Origin of the sequence: [Clostridium] polysaccharolyticum (genome assembly GCF_900111595.1) — a bacterium.
Lineage (GTDB): Bacteria > Bacillota > Clostridia > Lachnospirales > Lachnospiraceae > Clostridium_AI > Clostridium_AI polysaccharolyticum.
This window is the reverse complement of record NZ_FOHN01000003.1, coordinates 1-26,308: the sequence shown is the minus strand read 5'-3', so window position 1 is coordinate 26,308 and position 26,308 is coordinate 1. Positions and strand designations below refer to the sequence as shown.

Here is a 26,308-nt window from a genome sequence, read left to right as displayed (position 1 = left end):
ATAGACTTGACATACATATCGTAATACCCTTAATTAATCTAGCAAAGGAGCCCTCACATTGTGGGGGTTCTTTTGTATATGCTTCCACTGTCTGAAATCATTTATAAAGATTTCAGAATATATGAGTTTATTTATACATGCCTCTATGATACACTATATTAAGTAAACTACATACAAAAGGATGGGTGTTATGGAACAGAAAAAACAGCAGGAAAACGAAGTTAAAAAAACAGTTTTAGATGACGATGCTTCTATTTATAATAACAGGCAAGAAGAACCCAAGGTAAAAGAAACTTGGAAAAAACTTAGTACAAAAGAAAAATGGGAATTTATCAAAGACTATTATCTCTTAAAATCTGCGATAATACTAGTAGTTGCAGCATTTGTAATCTACTTAGGAACTGTAGTATTTGGTCCTCATAAAAAAGAGATTTTATACGTTGCTGTCCTTATGGATGAATTAAATGACGATGCAGTCAACCACATGCACGATGAATTGGCAGAACAGTTCCATGGGGATAAATACCATCTTGTGAATATTGATGATAACTTTTATTTTCAAGCAGGTAACGGCTCTCCAATGTCTGGTGATGAAAAACTAACTACGCTTATGTATACGGGTGCTATTGACGTTATCGTTGCATCTCCAGAAGACTTTAGGAGACATGCTTATTACGGGAATCTGAAAAACCTGGAGGTTTATCTTCCAAATGATATAAAATCCGCTTTATCTGATAAACTGATTCTGGCATCCACCAATGCAAACAGTGACGATACCAGCAAAGACAACCAGATCTCATTTGATGAAATCATGAATGGTACAGACAGTCCTGCTTATGAATCCGGTGACCCATATTTATTTGGCATTGATTTATCGGATTGTAAAAAGTATAAAGAACTGGGCGGTTACGAGGATCATCCCGTATTAACTGTTACCTTTAATTCACCTAATAAGGAAAATACGATTGCATTTATAAGATATCTATTCGATCTGCCTGAAAAATAAAAGGAAAGCATTCCATTGAAAAAATATGGAATGCTTTCCTTTTTATCAATATGTTTTATTATTTCTTCTCAATAAAGCCTTTTGCTTTTAATAACTCTGCATATAATACCGCACCACCTGCAGCACCACGGACTGTATTGTGGGATAAACCAACGAATTTGTAATCAAATACACTGTCTTCTCTTAATCTTCCTAAAGAAACACCAAATCCATTTTCATAATCCACATCTAATTTTACCTGTGGACGGTTGTCTTCTTCAAGGTACTGGATAAAGTTCTTAGGAGCACTTGGTAAACCAAGTTCCTGTGGAAGTCCACTGTAATTTCTCCAGCATTCAATAATCTGCTCCTTTGTAGGTTTCTTTTCAAAATTAACAAATACTGCTGCTGTATGGCCATTTAAAACTGGTACACGGATACACTGTGTTGTGATAACTGGTCCTTCTGCCTTTACGATCTTGCCATCTTCAATATGGCCCCAGATTTTAAGAGGTTCCTGTTCACTCTTTTCTTCTTCTCCACCAATGTAAGGAATAACATTTTCAACCATTTCTGGCCAGTCCTTAAAGGTTTTTCCTGCACCGGAAATAGCCTGGTATGTTGTTGCTACTACAAGCTTTGGACCAAATTCCTTTAATGCATCTAAAGCTGGTGTGTAACTCTGGATAGAACAGTTCGGTTTTACTGCCACAAAACCTTTCTTAGTTCCTAGACGCTCTTTCTGATATTGGATAACCTCAACATGATCTGGGTTTACTTCTGGAATAATCATTGGAACATCTGGTGTCCATCTATGTGCACTGTTGTTAGAAACAACAGGTGTTTCTGTTTTTGCATAAGCTTCCTCAATTGCCTTAATTTCATCTTTAGACATATCTACAGCACTAAAAACAAAATCAACCGAACTGCTTACTTTTTCTACTTCATTTACGTTCATTACTACTAAATTCTTCACTGCTTCTGGCATTGGTGTATCCATTTTCCAACGTCCGCCAACAGCTTCTTCATAGGTTTTTCCTGCACTTCTTGGACTTGCAGCTACCGTAACTACTTCAAACCAAGGATGATTCTCTAACAGTGCAATGAATCTTTGGCCAACCATTCCTGTTGCACCTAAAATACCTACTCTTAATCTTTCACTCATAATAAAATCCCTCTTTCCCTTATGATGTTGTATGTAATATAAATATTCTCGCATACAAACTTTCCTCTGCTGTTTTTCATACGCGAACATTTGTCTTTGTATTAAGTATATTACTCTCTTTTCTTAAAAAAATCAAATAGAAACCTTGAAAAACTTAAAATTTTGTGAAATATGAATAAGCAGTATTTGCTTATTCATATTCCTTTGTTTATATCTACTAGTATGCAATCTCGTTTGCTTTGTTTTCTAGATCTCATCTAGAGCTTTATGAACAGGTAACTTGGCAGTCCATTTTGATACGTTACAAAACTTTCCCCTTGAATCAACGGCTTCAGATAAGTTACCATTTCTTCTGTAACATCATTGCCAGACTCATTGATCCATTCCTGTGGCACTCTTCGTTCTTCATTGGCAATTTTATCAATATCTTCAATGCTATACTCTACTGTATATGGTTCCTCACAAGTACGAAGCAATCTGACCATATAGCCTGTAGCACCTTCCATAGCGTAGTCTACTCCACGTTTTCCTAACTCAAATGCTTCTTCTAAATCAGTGCGTGACGCAATATGGGATGCACATCTTTGCAATACACTTAACTCCACAGAACGGACCTTGCATCCAATAGTATCATGAATCAAGTGTTCAAGGTACTTTCCTGTTCCACTTAAACGAACATGTCCAAACTGATCGGTATTGGCCTCCTGTGAAGAAACATAGGTTCCTTCTACATCACAGATCCCCTCTGAAACAGCAATGATAATCTGCTTTTTCTTTTTTAAAAGCTGGCGCACGTCATTTACAAAACTTGCTGTGGAAAATGGTCTTTCTGGAAGATAAATTAAATCTGGTGCTGTGGAATACTCTGTCCTGGCTAACACACTAGATGCCGCAAGCCATCCTGCATTTCTTCCCATAATTTCAACAATAAGAACACTTTCCATATCATAAATAGCTGTATCATGTGCAATTTCTAAAATGGATGTAGCAATATATTTCGCCGCACTTCCAAAACCTGGTGTATGGTCAATTGCCCTTAAATCATTATCAATTGTTTTTGGAACCCCCATAACATAAATTTCATCGTTCATATCTTCTGCATACTTTGAAAGCTTTGCAACCGTATCCATGGAATCATTTCCACCAATATAAAAAAAATACTTTACATTATGCTTTTTTAATACTTCGATAATTCTTAAATAATCGGATTCATCTTGATGCGGATCTTTTAACTTATAACGGCAAGACCCAAGATACATTGATGGCGTATGTTGTAAATCTTTTATTTTCTCCTCATTATCAAATATGTCAGACAATACAATAAGCTCTTCTTTCAATACTCCTTGTATTCCGTTTTTTGCACCGAAAACTTTATCAATCTTTCCACTTGCCATTGATTGGCTAATTACGCCTGCAAGACTTGCATTGATTGCGACAGTAGGTCCTCCTGACTGGGCCACTAAAAGATTTACTTGATTAGACATTCCATAATTCCTCCTGATTTAAAACGTTTGTGTCTTCTGGTTCATATCCAAAAACGTATACATGACTTTCTCTAAATCTGCATACGTATTAATTTCATTTACTTTGCTTCTTAACTTTGCTGAATTTTTATACCCCGTTGTATACCATGCCACATGTTTTCTCATCTCTTTAATACCAATATTTTCGCCTTTCCACTTCACTTGAAGCCTTCCATGACGAAGCACCATTCCAACTAATTCTTCACAGCTTGGTTTTGGAATCAATTCCCCATGTTCCAAATATGCTTTAACCTCTTTAAATAACCACGGATTCCCTCGAACGCCCCTTGCAATCATAATCCCATCGCACTCGGTCTGTTCTAACATTGCTTTTGCATCCTGTGGTGTGAACACATCACCATTTCCCAGAACTGGTATGGAAACTGCCTTCTTTATCTGTCTTATGATATCCCAGTCTGCAGTCCCACTATAATATTGTGCCCTTGTTCTTCCGTGAACAGCAATTAATTTTGCTCCACTTGCTTCCATTCGCTTTGCAAAGTCTACAATATTTTCATCTATTCCTTCAAAACCAATTCGAAATTTAACGGATACTGGCTTTTTGATTGATTTTGCAACAGCTTCCACTACTTCTCCTGCTAACTTAGGAGTCTTTAACATAGCGGAACCTTCTCCATTGTTCACTACCTTAGGAACTGGACAGCCCATATTAATATCTAGAATATCAAAATTCCTATACTCAATCTGTGCTGCCATACTCCCCATTATTTCAGGATCTGAACCGAAAAGCTGCAATGCAACTGGTCTCTCACTCTCATCAATTTCTAACAATGCATCTGTGTTTTTATTTTTATAATATATGCCTTTCGCACTTACCATTTCCGTGTAAATCAGGTCTGCCCCCTGTTCTTTACATAACACACGAAATGGCAGGTCTGTTACGCCTGCCATAGGTCCTAGTGCTAAGTTTCCATCTATTTTGACATTTCCTATCTGTAAACTCATTCTAACTACCTTTTATTTTTATCGTAAATTAACTTCAATCCGTATAAGGTCAGGTCTGGGTCATAAACATCAATTAAGTCTGTTTCATCCACTATTATTTTTCCTAACCCGCCAGTTGCTACGATACGAAGTTCTTCTACATCTAACTCCTCTTTCACCTTTTTTATAATATACTCAGTTTGTCCAATATATCCATAAACTAATCCAGCCTGCATACTTGTTATTGTATCTTTCGCTAAAATAGAAGATGGCTTCTTGATTTCCACTTCTGGAAGTTTTGCTGTTCCAGACCATAATGCATTAGCTGCCAGCTTGATTCCCGGACAGGTAATCGCTGCAATAAAAGCACCTTCTTCTGAAACCACATCAAATGTAGTTGCTGTTCCAAAATCAATAACAAGAACTGGACCACCGTATAAATCATATGCTGCCACTGCATCTACAATACGATCTGCCCCTACTTCGGAAGGATTTCTGGCCTCTATACGAATCCCTGTTTTTGTTCCAACGCCTACACAGATTGGCTTTGTATTCAGGTATTTGATAATTCCATTTTCAAAAGAATACATAATCTTTGGCACAACGCTTGAAATAATGACACCTTCTACATCACCATCAAATCCTTTTGCACGAATAACATCTTTTATGAAAATGCCATATTCATCCGATGTTCTTACGATGTTTGTGGTCATCCGAAATGTTCCAACTACTTTATTTCCTTCAAACATTCCAATTGTTATATTTGTATTTCCGATATCTACTGTTAAAATCATATGCTCCCACCCTAAATTTCATAATCCACACAGCTTCTCCGTGTTTTTACCTTTCCAATAAAGCTTCCTACTTTTAAGTGCTCTGGATGTGTCTGATAAATCTGCAGATCTTCTAAAGAGTCAAAATCACAAGTCAGGCTTAACGTATAATTAGTTTCATCTGCACCTTGTTCATTAATCCCAACTTCCATTCTTCTAAGAACATGGATCTTATCTTGCAATGCTAACAGCATATCTTTTGCAATCACTGCATTTTCAATAGCTGTTTTCCCTTCTGCCTCTTTGGCAAAATCAAATAAAACGATATGTCTAATCATGACATTTCTCCTTTCAGATTTTGATTTCAGTCTTCCTCTATCAAACTTGATAAATCCTGTTTTAATATAAAAACCTTGTAGTAAGTTTCAAGTGCTTCAAACAGCTCATTCTTATTTCTCTGCATTTCTTTTATCTTTAAACCACTACCGATTTCATCATAAAGCAGATCCCCTTCATCTGCTGCCACGGATAGTGATAAATTACCTTCTTCATCATATTCCAGACTTAAAATTCCACCAACTTCCGATGTGAATGTCACACACATAATCTGCAGTTCTTCCTGAATTGCTGTTGGAATTCCTGAATAAAACTCATTAAAATAATATTTTTCCTCATACGCACTAGACGCACATAACACTCTATTTTCTAAATCCATCTAAATACCTCCACAAGCGGATTTTGCATAGTCTACTCATAATCTTGCCTGTTCTGTGCTTTCAAAACATTAGACATATCCATACAAACCACGAACGGACACTTCTCCTGATATAATGGTTCGTTCTTCTCCATCCTCTGTCTGCACTTTAAGTCCACCTGTTTCATCAATTCCAAGGGCAATTCCAATGTCTGTCTTCACAGCTTCTACTATTTTAACTTTTTTCCCTTTATTGATCAACAGCGAATTATAGTAATTTACAACACTCCTTAAACTTCCACTTGCACAAAACTCATCATAGTATACTTCAAAGCTATTTAGCAGTTCTGCAATGATCTCTTCCCGTGAATAAACGATTCCACCTTCTATCCTTAAAGATGAAGCTGTTTCCTTAATTTCTTCTGGAAACCACTCTGTATTTACATTAATCCCAATTCCTGCAACCATGTACTGCACTTGTCCATCACAAGCTCCCATTTCCGTTAAAATACCACAGACTTTCTTCCCATTGAGAACAAGGTCATTAGGCCATTTTATTCGACAATCCTGCTTCGTTGCCTGCCGAATGGCATCTGCTGCTGCAAGTGCCGCTAAGAGTGTAACCTGAGACGCTAATTGGGCATCGAAATCTGGTTTTAACAAAATGCTCATCCAGATTCCTGTTTCCTTTGGAGACACCCAGGTCCGTCCCAGCCTTCCTCTGCCCTGATTCTGCTGCTCTGCCAAAAACACCATTCCATTACTATCCACTTCTTCTTTATGTTTCTTTGCTTCCAGATTGGTTGAATCAATCTCATCAAAATAAAATATCTTTTTTCCTATAGCCTTTGTTTTCAATATAGCCTGTGGTATCTGATTCATGCTTTTTTCTTCTTTCCTACACGTTATATCTATCCTATTTTCTTTCGTCCATTGGACAATACGCCTTGTGGGCTGATACACTCTTATAACCTGGTCTTATAATTTTACCATCATTAATAATTTCTTCTATACGGTGTGCTGACCATCCTGCAATACGTGCCATCGCAAATATTGGTGTAAACAGCTCTGTTGGCAAACCAAGCATATTATATACGAATCCGCTGTAAAAGTCTACATTGGCACTAACGCCTTTATAAATGCGTCTCTCTTTTGCAATTACTTCAGGTGCAAGCCTTTCTACCATAGAATACAGACCAAATTCTTCTGTCATGCCTTTTTCTACCGATAACCGTTCCACAAAGCTTTTGAATACTCTTGCTCTAGGATCTGATATGGAATATACTGCGTGACCCATTCCATAAATCAGGCCAGCCTTATCAAATGCTTTTTTATTCAGCAGGTCTGAAAGATACTGTTTTACTTCTTCTTCGTCTGTCCAGTCTTTTACCTTCTGCTTCATATCTTCAATCATATGCACCACTTTAATATTTGCCCCGCCATGTCTTGGCCCTTTAAGAGAACCTAAAGATGCTGCTACTGAAGAATAAGTATCTGTACCAGATGAAGTAACTACATGAGTAGTAAATGTAGAGTTATTGCCTCCACCATGCTCCGCATGCAATACCAATGCCAAATCCAATATCTTCGCTTCTAATGGAGTAAAGTAACTGTCTTGCCTTAACATATGCAGAATATTTTCTGCAGTAGAAAACTCTCTTACCGGCTGATGAATAAACAGACTGTTGCCATCATGATAGTGGCTATATGCCTGATATCCGTATACGCATAACATTGGAAAAAGTGCTATTAGCTGCATGCATTGGCGAAGAACATTTTCAATCGAAGTATCATCTGCATTATCATCATAAGCATATAGTGTTAAAACACTTCTAGCTAATGTATTCATCATATCCTTACTCGGTGCTTTCATAATTATGTCACGAACAAAACCAGTAGGCAATGTTTCACGATAAGAAGATAATAATTCACAAAAAGAAGTTAATTCCTCATTCTTTGGAAGATGGCCAAATAAAAGAAGATAAACGGTCTCTTCAAATCCTAAACGATCTTCTTTTATAAAACCATGTACAATATCTTCAATGTCAATCCCCTGATAAAACAGTTTTCCATCACAAGGAACTATCTCACTGTCTACTATGGTATAAGAACGGATCTCCGAAATATCCGTCAGTCCTGCTAACACGCCTTTTCCACTAATATCCCGTAATCCTCTTTTTACTTCATACTTTGTATACAATTCAGGATCAATTTGAAATGTGTTTTGGCAATAACCAGCGTATTCCTTAATTAAGCTATCCATTTTCTTGTCATTTTCAAGCATTCTACGTCTCCTTTCAAACAAGTATCTTCCGACACAAAATTATGCAATAATAAAACAGAACTAAACTATTATTGTTCTCCTAATGTAGCTACCATAACAGCCTTAATTGTATGCATTCTGTTTTCTGCCTCATCAAATATAATATCAGCAAATTGTTCAAACAGATCTTCCGTCACTTCTTTTCCTTTTACAGCCGGAAGGCAATGCAGGAAAATCGTACTATCCTTTTTGGTTTTTGCAAACATTTCTTTATTTACCTGATATGGCTGTAAAAGAGCTATCCGTTCTGCTGCTTTATCTTCTTCCCCCATAGAACACCATACATCTGTATAAATTGCATCTGCACCTTCTACCGCATTAAGATCATCTGTTATTTCAATTTTGCTTCCAGATTCTTTTGCATATCCTTCACAGAGCTTAATTAACTCTTCCTTAGGCCATAATGATTTTGGTGCAATATTCGTAAAATGTATTCCCAGTTTAGTTGCCCCGATCATTAAACTGTTGGCCATATTATTTCTTCCATCACCAACATACACTAATTTCAGCCCTTTTAACTGGCCAAACTGTTCTTTTAATGTTAAACAGTCTGCTAAAATCTGTGTTGGATGATAATCATCTGTCAAGCCATTCCAAACTGGAACACCACTGTATTTTGCCAGCATTTCTGCATGTTCCTGCTTAAATCCACGAAATTCAATTCCATCAAACATTCTGCCAAGGACACGTGCTGTATCTTCAATGCTTTCTTTATATCCCAACTGTATATCATCTTTTCCTAAATATTCAGGATGCCCACCTTCGTCAATACATCCGATCGTAAAAGAGCATCTTGTTCTTGTAGATGGTTTTTCAAAAATGAGTGCAATATTTTTTCCTTTTAAGCTATTACCTGTAATTCCTTGCTTTTTCTTAGCTTTTAAATCAGCTGCCAAATCAATTAAATATGTAATCTCCTCAGGCGTAAAATCCTTTAATGTTAAAAAACTTCTTCCTTTTAAATTCATATGCGTCCCTCCTGTATAATTATTCATTTTGTGTTTTAATTATACGATATGATACTTTATCCATTTCGTCAATATATAAACGGTAAATAATTGAAACATTTTTATAAACTGTTCCTAAAATAACTTTCTGAACAGAAACAGAATACGGCAGGGAATTTTATTCCCTGCCAATATTTTACCTTATAAAAACTAATTCTCCTTTATTCTTTTCCAACTTCAGTAAGTGACTTCACCATTCCAGCCATATTCTGAATCTCGGACGGAATAATAATTTTTGTAGATTTGCCATCTGCTACCTTTTCAAATGCCTCTAAGCTTTTTAACTGAATAACCGCATTACTTGGTTTCGCTTCATTTAAGAAACGGATACCATTGGCATTGGCTTCCTGAACTCTGGCAATTGCTTCTGCTTCCCCCTCTGCCTCACGGATCATTGCTTCTTTTTTGGCTTCTGCTCTTAAAATAGCAGCTTCTTTTTCCGCTTGGGCTTCCAGAATAACAGACTGTTTCTTACCCTCTGCAACAAGAATAGTTGATTTCTTTTCCCCTTCTGCAATCAGAATAGCTTCTCTTCGTTCACGTTCCGCTTTCATCTGTTTCTCCATGGATTCCTGAATTGCCTGTGGCGGAATAATATTTTTTAGTTCCACACGATTTACTTTAATTCCCCATGGATCCGTAGCACTGTCTAGATTTGCACGCATCTGGGCATTAATTGTTTCTCTAGAAGTAAGTGTCTGGTCTAATTCCAAATCACCAATAATATTACGTAATGTAGTTGTTGTTAAATTCTCAATAGCTACAATGGGATTTTCTACCCCATATGCATAAAGCTTTGGATCCGTAATCTGATAAAATACAACCGTGTCAATACGCATTGTAACATTATCCTTTGTAATAACTGGCTGTGGTGGAAAATCTACTACCTGCTCCTTTAAATTAATCTTTTTCGCAACCCTCTCAATAAAAGGCCATTTCCAATGCAGGCCTACATCCCAGGTTTTCTGATAGCCACCTAATCTTTCTAAAATATAGGCATGTGCCTGAGGTACAATCTTCACACAAGATGTAACAAGCAATAATACTAGTACAATAGCAACAATTCCTAATACCAATGTAAGCTCTTTCATACTATTTTTTCCTCCTTCATTTCTCTTACAATTAACTTAACACCCTTAATTTCTACTATCTGTGCAAACTTTCCTATATCAACAATTGCATCATTTTCTGCTCGAGCAGTCCACTCCAAGCCATTAATAAAGACAACTCCTGTCTCATTAATATTATCTATTTTCTCAACTACACGGGCACTTTTTCCAATTAAGCTTTCACAATTCGTTTTAATCCGTTCACTAGTAAATTTTTTAGCAACATAAGGCCTCACCGTAAATAAGGAAGCTAGCGAAACGACGGTAAACAAAACAAATTGTGCTTGCACATTAACACCTAGCAGGCTTGCAACAAATGCAGCTAATGCACCGCAGGCAAACCATATTGTCGCTAAACCTAACGTTATAATTTCAATTACAATAAATATTGCCAATGCAATCAGCCATATAAGTGTTAAAGATTCCATCATTCTCACCTCACATTTCTATTTTTTATGGTCTCATTTTACTCTAAAAAATTTGCAAAAACAAGCGATTTGCAGGTATTTAAGACAAACGTAAGGATTCCTTAATCTATAATATAAATCTTAATTTATACTACAGATTATTAAAATTTTTTTCAGCTGTTTCTTCTTTGCCTGTATACCTCATACATTATAATCGAAGTAGCAACTGCTGCATTTAATGATTCCACTTGGCCACTCATCGGAATCTTAATATAACAGTCCGCCTGATCAGCGGTTTCTTTCGTAAGGCCATTTGCTTCATTTCCGATAACAATCCCTACTTTTTTTTCATATGTTACTTCATCATAAAACTTTCTCCCTTTCAAATGGGCAGCATACAAAACAGTTCCTGCTTCCTGAGCCTTTTTCATTGCCATTCTTATATCATCTACATATAAAACAGGCATACGGAAAATAGAACCCATCGTAGATCTGACTACCTTTGGATTATAAATATCAACTGATTCTTTACTTAAAATAATCGCTGATATCCCTGCTCCTTCAGCTGTACGCACAATTGTGCCTAAGTTTCCTGGATCTCTTAAATTTTCCAAAAACACAAGACACATAGATTCTGTATCAAATAAATCATCCAATTGAATCTTTGCCATACGTACAATTGCAACAACTCCCTGTGGTGTAATCGTATCTGAAATTTCTCTAAATACCTTGTCGTCCACTACTTCATAATCAATTTCCTTAAAATTAATGTCCTGTACCCAGTCTTTAAAAAGGCTCTCTGAAAAATACGCTTTTACAATTAATCCAAGTTTTTTTGCTTCAAGAAACATTTTAATGCCTTCTACAATAAAAACGCCTTTTTCTTTTCTTTCTTTACTGCTTTTCAGAAGCTTGCTAATATTCTTTATCCGGCTATTGCTGGTACTGCTTATCATGTAAAACCTCCATGCTGTTATTTTACTTTTTCTTTTATCCTGTTTAATGAATCATTATCTCCGATTACAATAAGTACATCTTCTTTTGACAGCTTCTCATCTGGTGCTGGATTAATATTCATTTCAGATGCTTTCTTAATTCCGATTACATTTAAACTATGCTTTGCACGAATATTTAACTCTTTTAGAGAATGCCCATCCCATTCTTCTGGAACATCCAGTTCCAGAATACTGAAATTAGAAGATAATTCTATGGCATTGAAGAAATTGCCCATCACTAAATTGTGGGCAACACGTATTCCCGTTTCCTTCTCTGGAAATACAACTTGATCCACACCTACTTTTTTTAATACTTTTGCATGCAGCTCATTCTGTGCTTTTGCCATGACATAAGGAATCCCCATTTCCTTAGCTAAAATGGTTACCATAACACTAGCCTCCAGATTTTCACCAATTGCAACAATTGCACCGTCAAAATTGCTAAGTCCAAGAGATTCCAGCATTTCTACATCTGCTACATCTCCTTTTACAGCATAAGTAACAATATCCGCAAGCTCTTGAATTTTTTCCTGGTTACTATCTACAACCAGTACATTGCAGCCACTTTCTGCTAATGTCGCTGCTACGCTTTTTCCGAATCTGCCTAACCCAAATACTACAAACTCTTTCTTTGCCATTTCATCATCCTCTTTATCCTACAATAATTCTTTCTTCCGGAAGTGTCCTTCCACCAGTTTTTACTTTCTTTGTATTAAAAAACAGTGCCATTGTAATTGGTCCTATTCTTCCTAAATACATAGCACAAATTACTATAAGTTTTCCTGCTGTCGATAATGTACCCGTTATATTTCTTGTTAAACCAACCGTACCAATTGCCGAAGCTGCTTCATATAAAATGTCTAAAAATGGTTTTTCTTCTATTATAAGAAGCAGCATGGCAGTCACCATCATTGCCGTAAAACTGATCAATACTACTGCAAGTCCCTTTTTAATGTACCAGCTCTTTATTTTCCTATGGAACACTTCCGTATCTTTTCTTCCTTTTACAACAGACCAGGCTGCTAAACAAAGCATAGCAACCGTTACTGTTTTTACTCCGCCAGCTGTACCAGATGGTGAACCACCAATAAACATCAGAATTAAAAATACAAAAGAACTGGCATCGTGAAATGCATTTTGTGGAATTGTAAAGAATCCTGCTGTTCTAAGAGTAACCGACTGAAACATAGCTGCTAATCCTTTTTCCCACCATGAAAGCTTTCCTAACGTATCTGGATTATTCCATTCAATAAGAAGGATTAAAACAAATCCGCCTAGTATAAGAAAAGCCGTTACGGTAAAAACTATTTTTGAATGTAACTCAAATTTTCTTATAAGTTCACCTATTGGCTTTCTCTGCTTTCTCTGATAGCGTGCAATACGAATACAGTCCCACCATACTGGAAATCCCAGTCCCCCTAAAATGATCAATGTCATAGTCACAACATTTATTAATAAATTCCCTCGATAAAATTCCAGACTATTATTTCCAAGCAAGTCCATTCCTGCATTGCTAAATGCTGATACTGACAAAAAAACGGACTTTTGAAATCCATTCACAAACTTAAACTGTGGAACGAATGCAAAACAATATAAAATTGCTCCTATCCCCTCTACAATAAACGTTCCTTTCATAATCTTCTTTGTCAGTTTTACAAGTCCTCTTAAAGTATCTAAATTATATGCATCTTGAATTAACATTCTTTCACGCAATGTAATACGCTTTCCTAATATAAGAAGCATTGCTGTTGCAAATGTTACGATACCTAATCCACCAAATTGAATAAGTACCAGAATCACCAGATGTCCAAAAAAATTCCAGTGATCTAATGTACTAACCGTAGTCAAACCAGTTACACAAACAGATGTAGTAGCAGTAAATAATGCATCTACCCAGTTCGTCCATTCCCCACTCTTAGATGAAATAGGAAGCATTAAGAGCAATGCCCCAATAATTATGGTAATAAAAAAACCATAAGCAATAATCTGTGTAGTTGTTAAAATTTTTTTTCTAAAACGAAACACTTCCCCTGCCCTCCGAATCTTTTTCGGTTTGTGCATCCGAAACTTTTGGAAATATAGTATCACATTTATAATATTTTCTCAATTAGTTTAGAATTTTATTTTTCCATATTTAACAGGGCAAAAGGCCTTCCCTCCACTTTACAAGTGCAGGAAAGGCCTTATTTTATACTGGGCATAGACAGTATTTTAATTTTCGTTCATTTTGGCAAGTTTTGCTGCCTGATCTGCTCCAATAATATTGTCAATTATTTCAAATAAATCCCCATCTAAAATTTCTTCTAATCTATGAGAAGTAAATTTAATTCTATGATCTGTTACACGGCCTTGAGGGAAATTATAAGTTCTGATTTTTTCAGAACGATCCCCGCTGCCTACCTGGCTTCTTCTTGCCTCCGCTTCTGCATCATGTGCTTTCTGCTGTTCTAAGTCATATAATCTGGAGCGAAGCACTTTTAACGCCTTATCCTTATTCTTTAACTGGGACTTCTCATCCTGGCAGGAAATAACAATGCCTGTTGGAATATGTGTTAAACGGACAGCAGAGTCTGTTGTATTGACACACTGTCCACCATTTCCAGAAGCACGAAATACATCAAATCTGCAGTCATTCATATCAATCTGTACATCCACTTCTTCTGCTTCTGGCATAATTGCTACTGTAGCAGTTGAAGTATGGATTCTGCCGCCTGATTCTGTTACTGGAATACGCTGTACACGGTGTACGCCACTCTCATATTTTAATTTAGAGTAGGCTCCCTGTCCATTTATCATAAAGATAACTTCTTTAAATCCACCAATTCCATTTTCGTTCAGGTTCATTAAGTCCACTTTCCAGCGGTTACGTTCTGCGTAACGGCAATACATGCGATATAACTCGGCTGCAAATAAAGCAGCTTCATCACCACCTGCACCGCCACGAATTTCAACAATAACGTTTTTATCATCATTAGGATCCTTTGGAAGAAGAAGAATTCTAATTTCCTGTTCTAAAACAGAAGCACGTTCTTTACAGTCATTTAATTCTTCTTTCGCAAGTTCTTTTAACTCTTCATCCGATTCTTCTTCTAACATTGCTAAGCTGTCTTCAATACCAGCCTTAGCTTCTTTGTACTCTAAATATTTTTCTACAATAGGCGCTAAGTCTGTCTGCTCTTTCATAAGCTTACGGAAACGAGCCTGATCATTTACTACACTTGGTTCATTTAATTCATTTACTATTTCTTGTTGTCTTCTAACAATCTCCTCTAACTTATCAAACATTTTATATGTCTCCTCTTACTTATCTCAATCTACCATATACTACCCGATCTAAACCTGCAAGATCCTTACGCACCTGTGCATAAGCAAATCCAGCTGCTTTCAGTATATTTGTTACCGCCTCACCTTGATTGTATCCTATCTCAAAGAAGATTTCTCCTTCTTCTGTCAGATACTCAGGTGCAGCATTGCTGATTTCTCTATAAAAATACAGCCCGTCTTCCGTTCCATCTAACGCAAGCACAGGTTCAAACTCTCTTACTTCAGGCATTAAAGTTTCTATTACCTTACTTTCAATATAAGGCGGATTAGAAACAATAATATCATACTTTCCTGTTACATTCCCAAAAAGATTGCTTTCCACAAATTCAACCTGCACTTGATTATGATCCGCATTTTCTTTTGCCACCATTAGTGCTTCTCTGGATATGTCCACCCCATGAACTTCTAAAGCATTTCCTAACTTAGCAAGACTAATTGCAATACATCCAGAGCCAGTACACATATCCAGTACCTTTTTTCCCTTTGCACTGTTTAAAACGCCTTCTACCAGAATTTCTGTATCCTGTCTTGGAATCAGAACATTTTCATTCACTTTAAAAGACAGTCCCATAAATTCCTGTTTTCCAAGAATATACTCCAAAGGATAACGGGTTGCCCGTACTGCTATCCAGCCAAGATACCGGCCTGTTTCTTCCACACCGGCTTCTTTTCCCCTGCTAAGAAGATAAGATGCCCTCGTAATGGAAAAAGCTTCTGAAAGAAGATACCATGCATTTAAACTGGCTTCCTCCACTCCTGCTGCTTCCAGAGCCTCTGTTCCTTCTGTCCATAACTGTTCTAACGTTGCCATTATTTCTTCTCTTTTCTTTCAAAATAGCGATCTAAAGCATCCAGCACATCATCCTTCTCTTCTTCTAGGAAACCAGGCATAATATCCCCACAGTCATTAAATAACTGCTGTCCCCCAGAATCTGTCACTACTGCCATTTCTTCGTCTGCCTGTTCTTCTTCATAGATTTCATCAAGGTCATCCTCTTCAGTAACTGGATCATCTTCAAGAAAACCTCGCCTCTTGGGTTTTACTTCATCTGTCTGCCCGTTAAACCCTTCTACAAATGTTTTCCAGTCAAAAACACTATCTACTGAACGGATTGCAACTTCTATCATGGCATCATCTGGTTCCTTGGTTGTCAATCCTTGCACCCACATGCCAGGACGACTTAAAATATGCATGATTTTAGAATTGCTCTTTCCCGCAAAACGAATGAACTCGTACGATACTCCTGCTATCACTGGAATCAAAAGCAGACGAAGAACCATTTTCAGAAAATAATTTTCCACCTGGATGCAAGTAAAAAATACAATACTGAAAAATAATACATAAACCATGAAACTTGTGCCACATCGTTTGTGTTCTTTGGACTGTATTCTTACATTTTCTACTGTAAGCTCATAACCATGTTCGATACAGTTGATAGTCTTATGCTCTGCTCCGTGATACATAAAAACTCTCTTAATGTCATTCATCTGTGAAATCAAAAGCACATACACAATAAATAATGCCAAACGCAGTGCCCCTTCACAAATAGACAGAACTACCGCTGATTCTATTAATTTATCTAAAAAGTTAGCACCAACAAAAGGTACTAGTACAAAAAGGCCTATCGTAAGCAGGATAGAAAACAGCACTGCTAATGCCATCATAACCGCATCTGCCTTTTCTTTAAAAATCCGGTTAAATGCTGTTTCAAACTTTGTCGGTGATACCTCATCCTCTTCATAAAAGCTAGATGAATACGCCAACGCTTTCATCCCAGCCGTCAGAGATTCTACAAAGGTAACCATGCCTCGTAGAATTGGAATTCCAAAAAACTTATTTCTTTGCGTTAAACTGCGAAATGTATCCTGTTTTATTTCTATTTCACCATCAGGTTTTCGAACGGCTATGGCTACTTTGTCCTGATTCTTCATCATGACGCCTTCCATAACCGCCTGTCCACCTATGCCTGACATCTTCATCCTGTAAATGCCTCCATATTCAGATTCCTGTCATTCATCTATATGCAAAAGAATATTCTTTTACATGAAAAAATAGGCTGAGATCTGACAACCTCAACCTACATTCTTTTTTATTTATTTAAGCCATACTTACGATTGAACTTATCAATAGCTCCACGAGCTGCTGCCGCTTTCTGCTGTCCTGTATAGAAAGGATGGCATTTGGAACAGATTTCAACATGAATATCTTCTTTTGTTGAACCGGTCACAAATTCATTACCACAGTTACATGTTACTTTTGCCTGATGATAATCAGGATGTATTCCTTCTCTCATATTTTCACCTCTTCAAATTATTAATCGGTTCCAACCGATCTAGTTGTGTGCAACAAATCGTACATCACACACACAGCTTGTTCATTATATCACAGCTTACATTTTTATGCAAGCAGTTTTACTGTAGCTTTTATATTAATTTTACTTTCTTGATCATTTCCACAAATTCTTTGTTATTTTTTGTTTTTACAAACAAGTCAATGATCCTTTCCACTGCATCATCGGAACGCATGCTATTCAATGCTTTTCTCATTAGGTAAGATGCTTCTAGTTCACTTTGGTTTAACAGAAGATCATCTCTTCTTGTACTAGATTTTGGAAGGTCAATTGCTGGGAATATTCTTCTTTCTGACAAATTCCGATCAAGAACAAGTTCCATGTTACCTGTTCCCTTAAATTCTTCAAACACAACATCGTCCATACGGCTTCCTGTGTCTACCAAAGCAGTTGCTAAAATAGTAAGGCTTCCGCCTTCACGCATATTTCTAGCCGCACCAAAGAATTTCTTTGGCATATATAATGCTGCTGGATCCAGACCACCAGATAACGTTCTTCCACTTGCCTGAACAGTTAAGTTATAAGCTCTTGCTAAACGAGTAATGCTGTCTAACAGAATCACGACATCCTTCTTATGCTCAACAAGACGTCTTGCACGCTCAATCACCATTTCCGATACTCGTTTATGATTTTCTGGTAATTCATCAAACGTTGAGTAAATAACTTCAACATTTTTACCTTCGATTGATTCTTTTATGTCTGTCACTTCTTCAGGACGTTCATCAATTAAAAGAATTAAAAGGTTCATCTCTGGATGATTCGTTGTAATGGCTCTTGCAACCTGTTTTAATAACGTGGTCTTTCCAGCCTTTGGCTGAGATACAATCATTCCTCTTTGTCCTTTTCCAATTGGACTGATTAAATCTACCATACGAAGGCCAACTCCTCCACCAGGAAGCTCCAGATGAATACGCTCATTTGGGAATATTGGTGTCAGGTCTTCAAATTTCTTACAGTGCATGGCTTCTGATGGATGCAGTCCATTGACACTCTTTACATATAAAAGAGCACTGAATTTTTCATTCTGATTACGGATTCTTGTATTTCCAACTACAATATCTCCCGTTTTTAAATTAAATCTGCGGATCTGTGCAGGAGATACATATACATCATTTTCTCCTGGAAGATAGTTATCGCACCTGATAAAACCATATCCATCAGGCAATACTTCCAGAATACCTTCTTTTGTCTCACCACTGTCTAACTGTTCAATGTCACTAGGCACTCCAAAACCTCTTGTTTCTTCTCGTTTTGGACTTTCTTCTCTTTTTACAAATTCTCTTGTTCCTTGACTGGAGTTCATCATTGTATTCCCTGTATTTCCATTATTAGCAGTCTGACGGGTAAATTCATCTCTTCTTTGGTCATCACGTACCGCCGGATTCTTTCTTACTTCTGTTTTTCTTCTCACATCAGCCTTATTTTCACTGGCCCTTCTGTCAGCCCTAAAAGCAGGTCTTTCCTGCAAAACATTGTGTGCTGCTGGAGCAACAGGCTGCGCTGCTGGAGCGGCTGCTTTCACCGTATCCTGATTCAGTGCCTGTTCTTTTATTTCACTCTTTTCTTCTTTATTAGGCTGTTCTATCATAGAAAGCTTGTCTATAAGCTCTTGTTTTCTCATTATTGTTACGTTTTTCAAGCCTTTTTCTTTAGCTATCTTTCTTAATTCTACTAAAGAAAGTCCTTCATATATATTACTCATAAATTTTAAACTCCTTCTTTATAACGGATACATGAACAGATTTGTTTTAGATCAAAGATGTTAAAAAGATATATTTATGTATCTTACTATTATACACCAATTATTTCCTAGTGTGAAGACCTGTCTTTAAATTTCCTTGATTTACACAAATTCTAGTGTTATGATTAAGCATAGTTATTATAATATTCCAAATACTAGCACACGGAGGAACCAGTATGACAAATGATATTGCACTAAATTTACATGAAAAATGGAATGGCAAATTAGAAACCACATCTAAATGTACAGTGAAGTCCAGAGAAGATTTAGCACTGGCCTATACACCTGGAGTTGCAGAGCCTTGTAAAGTAATTGCACAGGATCAGGAAGCTGCATATAAGTATACCATAAAATCCAATACTGTTGCAGTGGTTTCTGATGGAAGTGCCGTTCTTGGTCTTGGTAACATCGGACCATATGCGGCCATGCCTGTAATGGAAGGTAAGTCCGTTCTTTTCAAAGAATTTGGCAATGTAAATGCCTTCCCTATCTGTCTTAATACACAGGATACCGAAGAAATAATTAAAACGGTTATCAATATTGCACCAGCATTTGGCGGTATTAACCTGGAAGATATCTCTGCTCCACGCTGCTTCGAAATTGAAGAACGTTTAAAGCAGGCATTAGATATTCCAGTATTTCATGATGACCAGCATGGTACTGCTATTGTAGTATTGGCTGGAATTATCAATTCTCTTAAAGTTGTAAATAAAACAAAAGAAGATTGTAATGTCGTAGTAAACGGAGCTGGATCAGCTGGAATTGCAATTACAAAACTGCTTTTAAACTACGGATTCAAAAATATCATCATGTGCGACAAAGTCGGTATACTATCTCAGAATACACCAAATCTGAACTGGATGCAACAAGATATGATGAAAGTTACAAATTTATCTAATAAAACAGGGCTTTTAAAAGATGCCTTGGCAGGTGCTGACATCTTTATTGGAGTTTCTGCTCCTAATATTGTTACATCTGAAATGGTTGCATCTATGAATAAGGATGCGATTTTATTTGCAATGGCTAACCCAGTTCCTGAAATCATGCCAGATGTTGCGAAAGCTGCTGGTGCAAGAGTTGTAGGAACCGGACGTTCTGATTTTCCTAACCAGGTAAACAATGTTGTAGCTTTCCCTGGCATTTTCAAAGGAGCTTTAGAAGGACGTGCAAAACAGATTACAGAAGAAATGAAATTAGCTGCTGCATTAGCAATTGCAGGCTTAATTCCAGACGATCAGGTAAGTGATGTAAATATCCTTCCTGAACCATTTGACCCACGTGTATCACAAGTTGTTAGTGATGCAGTAAAGGCTCACATAAAATAAGATTTGCTAGAAAGGTATTAAAACATGAAAATTTGGAACGATAAACGCTATTACTCTTTAGATTATTACTTAAAACAGACATATGGTGAAAAAGTATATAAGATTTCATTAAACGGTGGGATGACTTGTCCCAACCGTGATGGAAAAATAGGAGTAGGCGGCTGCATTTTCTGTAGTACAGGTGGTTCGGGAGATTTTGCTGCACCAAAATCTGATTCTGTGACTGCACAGATCGATAATGCAATTGCTGGCATATCCAGATCCAAATCTGTCGGTTCAAAATTTATTGCATACTTTCAAGCATTTACAAATACTTATGCACCTGTCGCATACCTTGAGAAACTATTTACGGAGGCTATTGCCCATCCGAATATTGTAGGATTGTCCATTGCAACCCGTCCTGACTGCCTTCCAGATGATGTACTAGAATTATTATCCAGCTTAAATAAAAAAAAGCCTGTATGGGTAGAATTAGGTTTGCAGACAACAAATGAACAGTCTGCTGCATTTATTCGCCGTGGATATCCTCTCTCGGTATTTGACGATGCAGTTTTGAAACTATACAACTTAGGAATTGAAACTATTGTTCATATTATTGTAGGCCTCCCACACGAGACAGAACGAGACATTTTAAACAGTGTAACCTATGTAAGCCAGTTACCAGTCCAAGGAATTAAACTGCAGCTTCTCCATGTCATAAAAGGAACAGATTTAGCAAATCATATAAATGAGTTTCATATTTTAACCATGGAAGAATATGTGGATCTGGTTATTCACTGCTTGGAAATCTTGCCTGAACATATTGTAGTCCATCGAATTACTGGTGATGGTCCCAAAGACTTGCTTCTGGCACCAGCCTGGAGTATGAGAAAAAGGGAAGTCATGAACAAAATAAATCAACAGCTTGCCGTACGCAGCACCTGGCAAGGCCGTTTATTCCAACCAGCTAGAAAGGAGATATAATTTGCAGTCAGATGCTTCAACTTTATACAAATTAATTATTTTATATATGCTAGATAAAGTCGATTTTCCATTAACCAATGCGCAAATTACGGACTTCATTCTAGAAAAAGATTACACGAATTATTTTAATGTCCAGCAGTCTATCTCTGAAATGAAGGATGCTGACTTAATTACCTCTGAAACAATCCGTAATAGTTCTTACTTTAAAATTACACAAGCAGGCAGGGAAACGATTCATTTCTTTGATGGTGATATTTCTGAAGCCATACGAAATGATATTGATACTTTTTTACGAGATAATAAATACAAACTCCGTGAAGAAGTTTCTATTCTAGCCGACTATTACGAAAAGAAAAAGGACGAATTCGTAGCAACCTGTTATGTAAGAGAACAAGGCTCTAAAATAGTAGAAATCAATCTTAGTGTTTCTACTGAACAGGAAGCCAAAACGATCTGTAACAATTGGAAGAACAAAAGCCAGAAGGTCTATGCATACTTAATAAAAACATTGATGGCAGAATAATATAGAGAGTACATTCCTTCCTAATGAAATGGACTGTACTCTCTTTTTTATTTAATTTCGCAAGGACTATTAACCAATGAACCCTTGTATATATTCTTTTGTACTGATTCCCCACTCAAACCCTAGTTTTTTTAGTTCTTCTACAGTCTCTTTGTTATCTATGCGTAACGGCTTTGAACAAGCAATCATTTCTGTATAAAATGATAATGTCGCTATCTCCTCATCATCCAGCTGTTTTCTTACCTTCTCATGAAATTCCTTTTCCGAGACGCTTTGAATATTTACTCCATACAGTTCTCCTATCTCTTTCATTGTCACTGTATTTGGATTAAACATATGATAAATATGATTTACCTTTCCTGAGAAGATTAAACGCACAAATGCATCTGCACACTCATCTACAGCTGTAAAATCAACTGGCGTCCACTTCATATTCTCCTGAAACACTCTTAATTTCAGTGCACCTCTAAGACGCTTTAACAGACCATTTTCCTCTCTATTTATCTGAAATACACCATCTTTTCTCCGGCTAGTCAAACACCCCATTCGATAGATATTTGCCTTTAATCCTTTTTCCCTTTCTTTTAATATTTCCACTTCAGACAAATACTTTGTATGGGCATAAATATTCTGTTTATAGTCTTGTCCTATGTATAGCATCTGCTCTGTAAATACGGAAACATCTGAATGTATTGGAACAACTGCAAAACCACTTGAAACATAGGATGAAGCAAAATGGAGTACCGCATCTGCCTGTTTGCAGAACTCTATTATTCGTTTTGTTCCATAATAATTAGTATTCATAAATGCTTCACTATCCCCAACATGATGAACGTTTGCCGCAGCATGAATAACCGTATCAATTTTATTCACCATGTTGTCATATAATTCTGAAGTTATTCCCATTCTCTCTTTTCCAATGTCTCCAGTTACTAGAACCACCCTATTGGGCAAGACTTCTCCAAAGTAATATTGATAAACCTTCTCTATCTTTGATTTTGAACGAACAAGACAATAAACTCTGACATTATCTTTACGAACCAGTTCCTGTAATATATGTGCCCCCAAATAACCAGTTGCACCTGTAAGCAGAATATTTTTTATCTCCTTTTCATTTACAGAGTATTTTGTATGGGTTATCAAATCATTTACATAACTTTCATCCTGTAAAATATCTGATTTTTTTTGTTCAACTGCCTTTGCTAAATCACGAACATTAGGATGTTCATATAACATTTGCGGATTTATTTCTAACTTTGCTGCTACTGCCAACGCAGTCAAACTATTTCCTCCTAATGCAAAAAAATTATCTAGTGCTCCGATTAATTCATCACAGACTAGAACTTGCGAAATTGTTTTAGCAATTAGTTTTTCTTCCTCTGAATTAAGAGGCACATACTTCGTCAGATTTGCCTTCTTAAACTCCTCAATTAACTGGTTCTTATCAATCTTTGATGACCCCGTCTTAGGAAAAGGCTTCTCACGAAAATAAACTTTTGTTATTCTCTTATATGCAGCAAGTTTTTTATTAAGCCCAGTAACTCCTTCTTTTATTTTTTCATGATTTAAAGTGCTATCTGGATAAATCAAGGCCGTAATCTGGTTTTCCCATTCAAATACAGATACCTGCAATACCCCTTCTATCCCCTTAAGCAATGCCTCTAACTCTTCTGGATAGACATTTTCTCCATTACTTAATAGAATTATATTTTTCTTTCGGCCAATAATATGTAAATCTCCATCTTCATCTATACATCCCAAATCTCCAGTTTTTAAAAAGCCATCTTCCGTAAAAGCTTCACTTCGATCCATGTTCCGATAACCTAGCATCAGATTAGGTCCCTTAATAAGTATCTCCTGATCTGGTGCAATTTTAATTACCACATCATTTCGAAACGGTATTCCCACAGCACTAGGCTTCTCTAGTGTATGAATATTATTGCATATGTGTCCACACATTTCTGTCATTCCATATCCGTTAATTATCTGAATTCCATAATAACTCATTTCTAATACAAGTTTACCATTCAGCGGAGCCCCTCCACTATGAATACGGCATAATCTTCTTCCAAACTTTTCATGAAATCGTTCTTTTTGCTTTTCATTCATCTTCTGGTCTTCTGGATTAATTTCCTGCTCTTTGCACCAGAGCCTGAAGCTTCTCAATATCTCATCTATCTGTAACGGTACCAGATTCATTAACATCGGTTCATAGTATTTTAAATCTTCAATCACCTTATCCCTGCTCTGATTAATACATATTGTCGCCCCATAATAAAGTTCACTTAACTGCGTTCCCAATTCAAAGCAGTGATGAATAGGAAGCGCAGATAAAACAACATCATGTTCTTCCACAAATGATGCCTGACGAATCTGCACAATACTAGCCACATTCTTATAAGAAAAAGCGGCTACCTTGCTTTTTCCCGTTGAACCAGAAGTAAAAATATATTGTGCAACATCATCTTCATTAACTTTAATTTGTATTTTCTCAAAATCCTCTCTATCTTCTTCTACAAAGTCAATTATATGAAAAATGTCTTTTACTTTACTGCAATGCAAACGAATGCTATACTTCTGTCCTATATCCAGACTATCGTGAAATACATAATCCACCTCTAACTCATTTAAAATCCTTTCTTTTTGCTCCTGTATCAATTTATTATCTAATATAACTGCAATGTTGTTACTTGTCATTATTCCTAAATATGTAGCCATCCATTCATATGTAGTCTCTCCAAATATAGCAATTACATTTCGCTCTCCCCAATTCTGATTCATCCATGAAGCTATCTTTTCCACCTTTTCCACAAGAAAATGATAAGTTACCTCATGATTACTGCCTTCCCGAAAATACCTGTATGCTATTAAATTTGACTCTTCCCTCTTCATATGCTCAATCAAATCCGTCATGTTTTTACAATATTCCATATATATATTCTCCTCTCTTTTTGTGAAACTAAGTTATCAACGTACCAAATAATTCTAGAATCTTATTCCCTCAACTGTATGTTTGATTATCGTAATTTATATAGTTCATTCATTAAACTATATATACTTTATAAATATATAACAAGCCCCTATTTTTATCTGTAACAACAAACTTAACCTGCTTCACTATATTTTCTAAAACGCATACATTTTAGTCATAATAAAATTAACATAATCTTACTGTTTCATCAATGGATTTACCACTTGATAATTATTTAAACATAATTTTTTGTATTTCCTTTATAGTTATATGTAGTCAATACAGTAATTACTTAAATTTGTTATGCAAATGTTACAGTTTTATTGTAAAAAAATATACAAAAACAGGATGCTAATTTACAAAAATAAGTCATAAAATTTCTATATATTTAGAAAAAGATGTTGATTTTTTCATCAACATCTTTTTACGAGTAGGCCATCCCGTCTTTATTATTTATCTATTATTAAGTATTCTTCTTTTGTTATTGCTAATATAAAATCACAATATTGGCAGTTTAATTCTCGAGTTTCTCAATAAAAATTTTATTCTCACATTTAAGATATCTTGTTGAAATATATATCATTTTCATAGCCTTTAACTCCCTATTTGAAACTTCTGCTTCAATCAAGTCATATCTTATAATATTTTGTCGATTTATACAATAATCAAATAGTACCATGTTTGCTAAAGGATTCAAAAAACAGCCTTCTGACCAATGTCAACTATTTTTACAAAATAAAAAGACCCCTTTGCCATCTCTGGTACAGGAATCTGTAATTTCCACCTTAACTTAATGACATTGCCTTCTGGCTGTCTCTTTTTCCATTATGCCTTCAAAACCGCATACAGTACAGATTACATCCTTTCCTAATTCCTGATTAAGCCCTCGGCCTATTAGTATCAGTCAGCTCCACATGTTGCCATGCTTCCACCCCTGACCTATCAACCTTGTCGTCTTCAAGGGGCCTTACTGAATTGACTTCATGGGATATCTTATCTTGAGGGGGGCTTCACGCTTAGATGCCTTCAGCGTTTATCCCTTCCAAACTTGGCTACTCGGCCATGCACTTGGCAGTGCAACCGATGCACCAGAGGTTCGTCCAGCCCGGTCCTCTCGTACTAAGGCCAGCTCCTCTCAAATATCCTGCGCCCGCGCCGGATAGGGACCGAACTGTCTCACGACG

Annotated in this window: 24 protein-coding genes and 1 rRNA gene; 4 read left to right on the top strand and 21 right to left on the bottom strand. The window is 36.5% G+C overall.

All coding sequences use genetic code 11. The annotated features are described in order from the left end of the window. Positions 1-190 precede the first annotated feature (190 nt). Positions 191-1,006: a hypothetical protein gene (locus BMY85_RS02490; protein WP_092476002.1), complete on the top strand. Its 816-nt coding sequence runs from the start codon at positions 191-193 to the stop codon at positions 1,004-1,006. Between the two features lie 58 nt (positions 1,007-1,064). On the opposite strand, the gene asd is transcribed toward BMY85_RS02490, so the two are convergent. The 19 genes from asd to rho all read right to left on the bottom strand — a co-directional run bounded on the left by asd (position 1,065) and on the right by rho (position 19,303). After that, the gene (gene asd / locus BMY85_RS02485) at positions 1,065-2,150 is read right to left on the bottom strand and encodes an aspartate-semialdehyde dehydrogenase (RefSeq protein ID WP_092475999.1); all 1,086 of its coding nucleotides are present in this window, start codon (positions 2,148-2,150) and stop codon (positions 1,065-1,067) included. Positions 2,151-2,407: 257 nt separating this feature from the next. Continuing rightward, a complete protein-coding gene (locus tag BMY85_RS02480; protein WP_092475996.1) occupies positions 2,408-3,634 on the bottom strand; it encodes a 6-phosphofructokinase in 1,227 nt (408 codons plus the stop codon). A gap of 18 nt (positions 3,635-3,652) precedes the next feature. After that, on the bottom strand, positions 3,653-4,639 hold the full coding sequence (gene dusB / locus BMY85_RS02475; protein WP_092475993.1) for a tRNA dihydrouridine synthase DusB: 987 nt from the start codon (positions 4,637-4,639) through the stop codon (positions 3,653-3,655). A 5-nt stretch (positions 4,640-4,644) separates the two neighbouring features. After that, positions 4,645-5,412, bottom strand: a complete 768-nt coding sequence (locus BMY85_RS02470; RefSeq protein WP_092475990.1) for a type III pantothenate kinase — start codon at positions 5,410-5,412, stop codon at positions 4,645-4,647. A gap of 11 nt (positions 5,413-5,423) precedes the next feature. Beyond that, entirely contained in the window at positions 5,424-5,729 is a 306-nt protein-coding gene (locus BMY85_RS02465; RefSeq protein ID WP_092475987.1) for a Dabb family protein, read from the bottom strand. A 26-nt stretch (positions 5,730-5,755) separates the two neighbouring features. After that, the gene (locus tag BMY85_RS02460) at positions 5,756-6,106 is read right to left on the bottom strand and encodes a DUF6145 family protein (protein ID WP_092475984.1); all 351 of its coding nucleotides are present in this window, start codon (positions 6,104-6,106) and stop codon (positions 5,756-5,758) included. A gap of 69 nt (positions 6,107-6,175) precedes the next feature. Further along, positions 6,176-6,967, bottom strand: a complete 792-nt coding sequence (locus tag BMY85_RS02455; protein ID WP_092475981.1) for a biotin--[acetyl-CoA-carboxylase] ligase — start codon at positions 6,965-6,967, stop codon at positions 6,176-6,178. Between the two features lie 34 nt (positions 6,968-7,001). After that, on the bottom strand, positions 7,002-8,348 hold the full coding sequence (locus BMY85_RS02450) for a citrate/2-methylcitrate synthase (protein ID WP_242939661.1): 1,347 nt from the start codon (positions 8,346-8,348) through the stop codon (positions 7,002-7,004). Positions 8,349-8,437: 89 nt separating this feature from the next. Then, positions 8,438-9,376, bottom strand: coding sequence for an ornithine carbamoyltransferase (gene argF / locus BMY85_RS02445; RefSeq protein WP_092475975.1), 939 nt, complete (start codon positions 9,374-9,376; stop codon positions 8,438-8,440). A 200-nt stretch (positions 9,377-9,576) separates the two neighbouring features. Then, positions 9,577-10,506 carry an SPFH domain-containing protein gene (locus BMY85_RS02440; protein WP_092475972.1) on the bottom strand — a complete coding sequence of 310 codons (930 nt, stop codon included), beginning with the start codon at positions 10,504-10,506 and terminating at the stop codon, positions 9,577-9,579. Further along, a complete protein-coding gene (locus BMY85_RS02435; RefSeq protein ID WP_242939657.1) occupies positions 10,503-10,955 on the bottom strand; it encodes an NfeD family protein in 453 nt (150 codons plus the stop codon). The genes BMY85_RS02440 and BMY85_RS02435 overlap by 4 nt, the downstream gene beginning before the upstream one ends. 149 nt (positions 10,956-11,104) lie before the next feature. Further along, positions 11,105-11,887 (bottom strand): 23S rRNA (guanosine(2251)-2'-O)-methyltransferase RlmB, encoded by a 783-nt coding sequence (gene rlmB / locus BMY85_RS02430; protein WP_092475967.1) that lies wholly within the window; start codon positions 11,885-11,887, stop codon positions 11,105-11,107. Positions 11,888-11,904: 17 nt separating this feature from the next. Continuing rightward, positions 11,905-12,564 (bottom strand): potassium channel family protein, encoded by a 660-nt coding sequence (locus tag BMY85_RS02425; RefSeq protein WP_092475964.1) that lies wholly within the window; start codon positions 12,562-12,564, stop codon positions 11,905-11,907. Positions 12,565-12,577: 13 nt separating this feature from the next. After that, on the bottom strand, positions 12,578-13,951 hold the full coding sequence (locus tag BMY85_RS02420; protein ID WP_242939656.1) for a TrkH family potassium uptake protein: 1,374 nt from the start codon (positions 13,949-13,951) through the stop codon (positions 12,578-12,580). 186 nt (positions 13,952-14,137) lie between these two features. Further along, positions 14,138-15,211: a peptide chain release factor 1 gene (prfA, locus tag BMY85_RS02415; RefSeq protein WP_092475958.1), complete on the bottom strand. Its 1,074-nt coding sequence runs from the start codon at positions 15,209-15,211 to the stop codon at positions 14,138-14,140. 19 nt (positions 15,212-15,230) lie between these two features. Continuing rightward, positions 15,231-16,061 (bottom strand): peptide chain release factor N(5)-glutamine methyltransferase, encoded by an 831-nt coding sequence (gene prmC / locus BMY85_RS02410; protein ID WP_092475955.1) that lies wholly within the window; start codon positions 16,059-16,061, stop codon positions 15,231-15,233. Next, positions 16,061-17,230 (bottom strand): DUF1385 domain-containing protein, encoded by a 1,170-nt coding sequence (locus tag BMY85_RS02405; RefSeq protein WP_092475953.1) that lies wholly within the window; start codon positions 17,228-17,230, stop codon positions 16,061-16,063. Before BMY85_RS02405 ends, prmC begins: the two co-directional genes overlap by 1 nt. A gap of 110 nt (positions 17,231-17,340) precedes the next feature. Beyond that, positions 17,341-17,544 (bottom strand): 50S ribosomal protein L31, encoded by a 204-nt coding sequence (gene rpmE / locus BMY85_RS02400; RefSeq protein ID WP_092475950.1) that lies wholly within the window; start codon positions 17,542-17,544, stop codon positions 17,341-17,343. A 130-nt stretch (positions 17,545-17,674) separates the two neighbouring features. Beyond that, a complete protein-coding gene (gene rho, locus BMY85_RS02395; RefSeq protein WP_092475947.1) occupies positions 17,675-19,303 on the bottom strand; it encodes a transcription termination factor Rho in 1,629 nt (542 codons plus the stop codon). 215 nt (positions 19,304-19,518) lie between these two features. On the opposite strand from rho, the gene BMY85_RS02390 reads away from it, so the two are divergent. From BMY85_RS02390 to BMY85_RS02380, 3 genes are read left to right on the top strand one after another with little or no spacing between them, the layout of a single operon-like run. Continuing rightward, positions 19,519-20,667, top strand: coding sequence for an NAD(P)-dependent malic enzyme (locus BMY85_RS02390; RefSeq protein ID WP_092475944.1), 1,149 nt, complete (start codon positions 19,519-19,521; stop codon positions 20,665-20,667). Positions 20,668-20,691: 24 nt separating this feature from the next. Then, positions 20,692-21,630 carry a TIGR01212 family radical SAM protein gene (locus BMY85_RS02385; RefSeq protein WP_092475941.1) on the top strand — a complete coding sequence of 313 codons (939 nt, stop codon included), beginning with the start codon at positions 20,692-20,694 and terminating at the stop codon, positions 21,628-21,630. A 1-nt stretch (position 21,631) separates the two neighbouring features. Beyond that, complete coding sequence (locus BMY85_RS02380; RefSeq protein WP_092475939.1) at positions 21,632-22,153, top strand: DUF4364 family protein; 522 nt, start codon at positions 21,632-21,634, stop codon at positions 22,151-22,153. A gap of 69 nt (positions 22,154-22,222) precedes the next feature. On the opposite strand, the gene BMY85_RS02375 is transcribed toward BMY85_RS02380, so the two are convergent. After that, positions 22,223-25,084, bottom strand: coding sequence for an AMP-binding protein (locus tag BMY85_RS02375; protein ID WP_092475936.1), 2,862 nt, complete (start codon positions 25,082-25,084; stop codon positions 22,223-22,225). A gap of 914 nt (positions 25,085-25,998) precedes the next feature. Then, positions 25,999-26,308, bottom strand: a 23S ribosomal RNA gene (locus BMY85_RS02365); the annotation flags it as partial.

Excerpts from the sequence above, each read along its gene's own strand:
- BMY85_RS02405 (WP_092475953.1), bottom strand. The coding sequence starts at position 17,230 with ATGAAGATGTCAGGCATAGGTGGACAGGCGGTTATGGAAGGCGTCATG.
- BMY85_RS02460 (WP_092475984.1), bottom strand. The coding sequence starts at position 6,106 with ATGGATTTAGAAAATAGAGTGTTATGTGCGTCTAGTGCGTATGAGGAA.
- BMY85_RS02385 (WP_092475941.1), top strand. The coding sequence starts at position 20,692 with ATGAAAATTTGGAACGATAAACGCTATTACTCTTTAGATTATTACTTA.
- BMY85_RS02375 (WP_092475936.1), bottom strand. The coding sequence starts at position 25,084 with ATGGAATATTGTAAAAACATGACGGATTTGATTGAGCATATGAAGAGG.
- rlmB (WP_092475967.1), bottom strand. The coding sequence starts at position 11,887 with ATGATAAGCAGTACCAGCAATAGCCGGATAAAGAATATTAGCAAGCTT.
- BMY85_RS02435 (WP_242939657.1), bottom strand. The coding sequence starts at position 10,955 with ATGATGGAATCTTTAACACTTATATGGCTGATTGCATTGGCAATATTT.
- prmC (WP_092475955.1), bottom strand. The coding sequence starts at position 16,061 with ATGGCAACGTTAGAACAGTTATGGACAGAAGGAACAGAGGCTCTGGAA.
- BMY85_RS02490 (WP_092476002.1), top strand. The coding sequence starts at position 191 with ATGGAACAGAAAAAACAGCAGGAAAACGAAGTTAAAAAAACAGTTTTA.
- rpmE (WP_092475950.1), bottom strand. The coding sequence starts at position 17,544 with ATGAGAGAAGGAATACATCCTGATTATCATCAGGCAAAAGTAACATGT.
- BMY85_RS02465 (WP_092475987.1), bottom strand. The coding sequence starts at position 5,729 with ATGATTAGACATATCGTTTTATTTGATTTTGCCAAAGAGGCAGAAGGG.
- BMY85_RS02480 (WP_092475996.1), bottom strand. The coding sequence starts at position 3,634 with ATGTCTAATCAAGTAAATCTTTTAGTGGCCCAGTCAGGAGGACCTACT.
- prfA (WP_092475958.1), bottom strand. The coding sequence starts at position 15,211 with ATGTTTGATAAGTTAGAGGAGATTGTTAGAAGACAACAAGAAATAGTA.
- BMY85_RS02450 (WP_242939661.1), bottom strand. The coding sequence starts at position 8,348 with ATGGATAGCTTAATTAAGGAATACGCTGGTTATTGCCAAAACACATTT.
- BMY85_RS02455 (WP_092475981.1), bottom strand. The coding sequence starts at position 6,967 with ATGAATCAGATACCACAGGCTATATTGAAAACAAAGGCTATAGGAAAA.
- BMY85_RS02425 (WP_092475964.1), bottom strand. The coding sequence starts at position 12,564 with ATGGCAAAGAAAGAGTTTGTAGTATTTGGGTTAGGCAGATTCGGAAAA.
- BMY85_RS02470 (WP_092475990.1), bottom strand. The coding sequence starts at position 5,412 with ATGATTTTAACAGTAGATATCGGAAATACAAATATAACAATTGGAATG.
- argF (WP_092475975.1), bottom strand. The coding sequence starts at position 9,376 with ATGAATTTAAAAGGAAGAAGTTTTTTAACATTAAAGGATTTTACGCCT.
- BMY85_RS02440 (WP_092475972.1), bottom strand. The coding sequence starts at position 10,506 with ATGAAAGAGCTTACATTGGTATTAGGAATTGTTGCTATTGTACTAGTA.
- asd (WP_092475999.1), bottom strand. The coding sequence starts at position 2,150 with ATGAGTGAAAGATTAAGAGTAGGTATTTTAGGTGCAACAGGAATGGTT.
- rho (WP_092475947.1), bottom strand. The coding sequence starts at position 19,303 with ATGAGTAATATATATGAAGGACTTTCTTTAGTAGAATTAAGAAAGATA.
- BMY85_RS02390 (WP_092475944.1), top strand. The coding sequence starts at position 19,519 with ATGACAAATGATATTGCACTAAATTTACATGAAAAATGGAATGGCAAA.
- dusB (WP_092475993.1), bottom strand. The coding sequence starts at position 4,639 with ATGAGTTTACAGATAGGAAATGTCAAAATAGATGGAAACTTAGCACTA.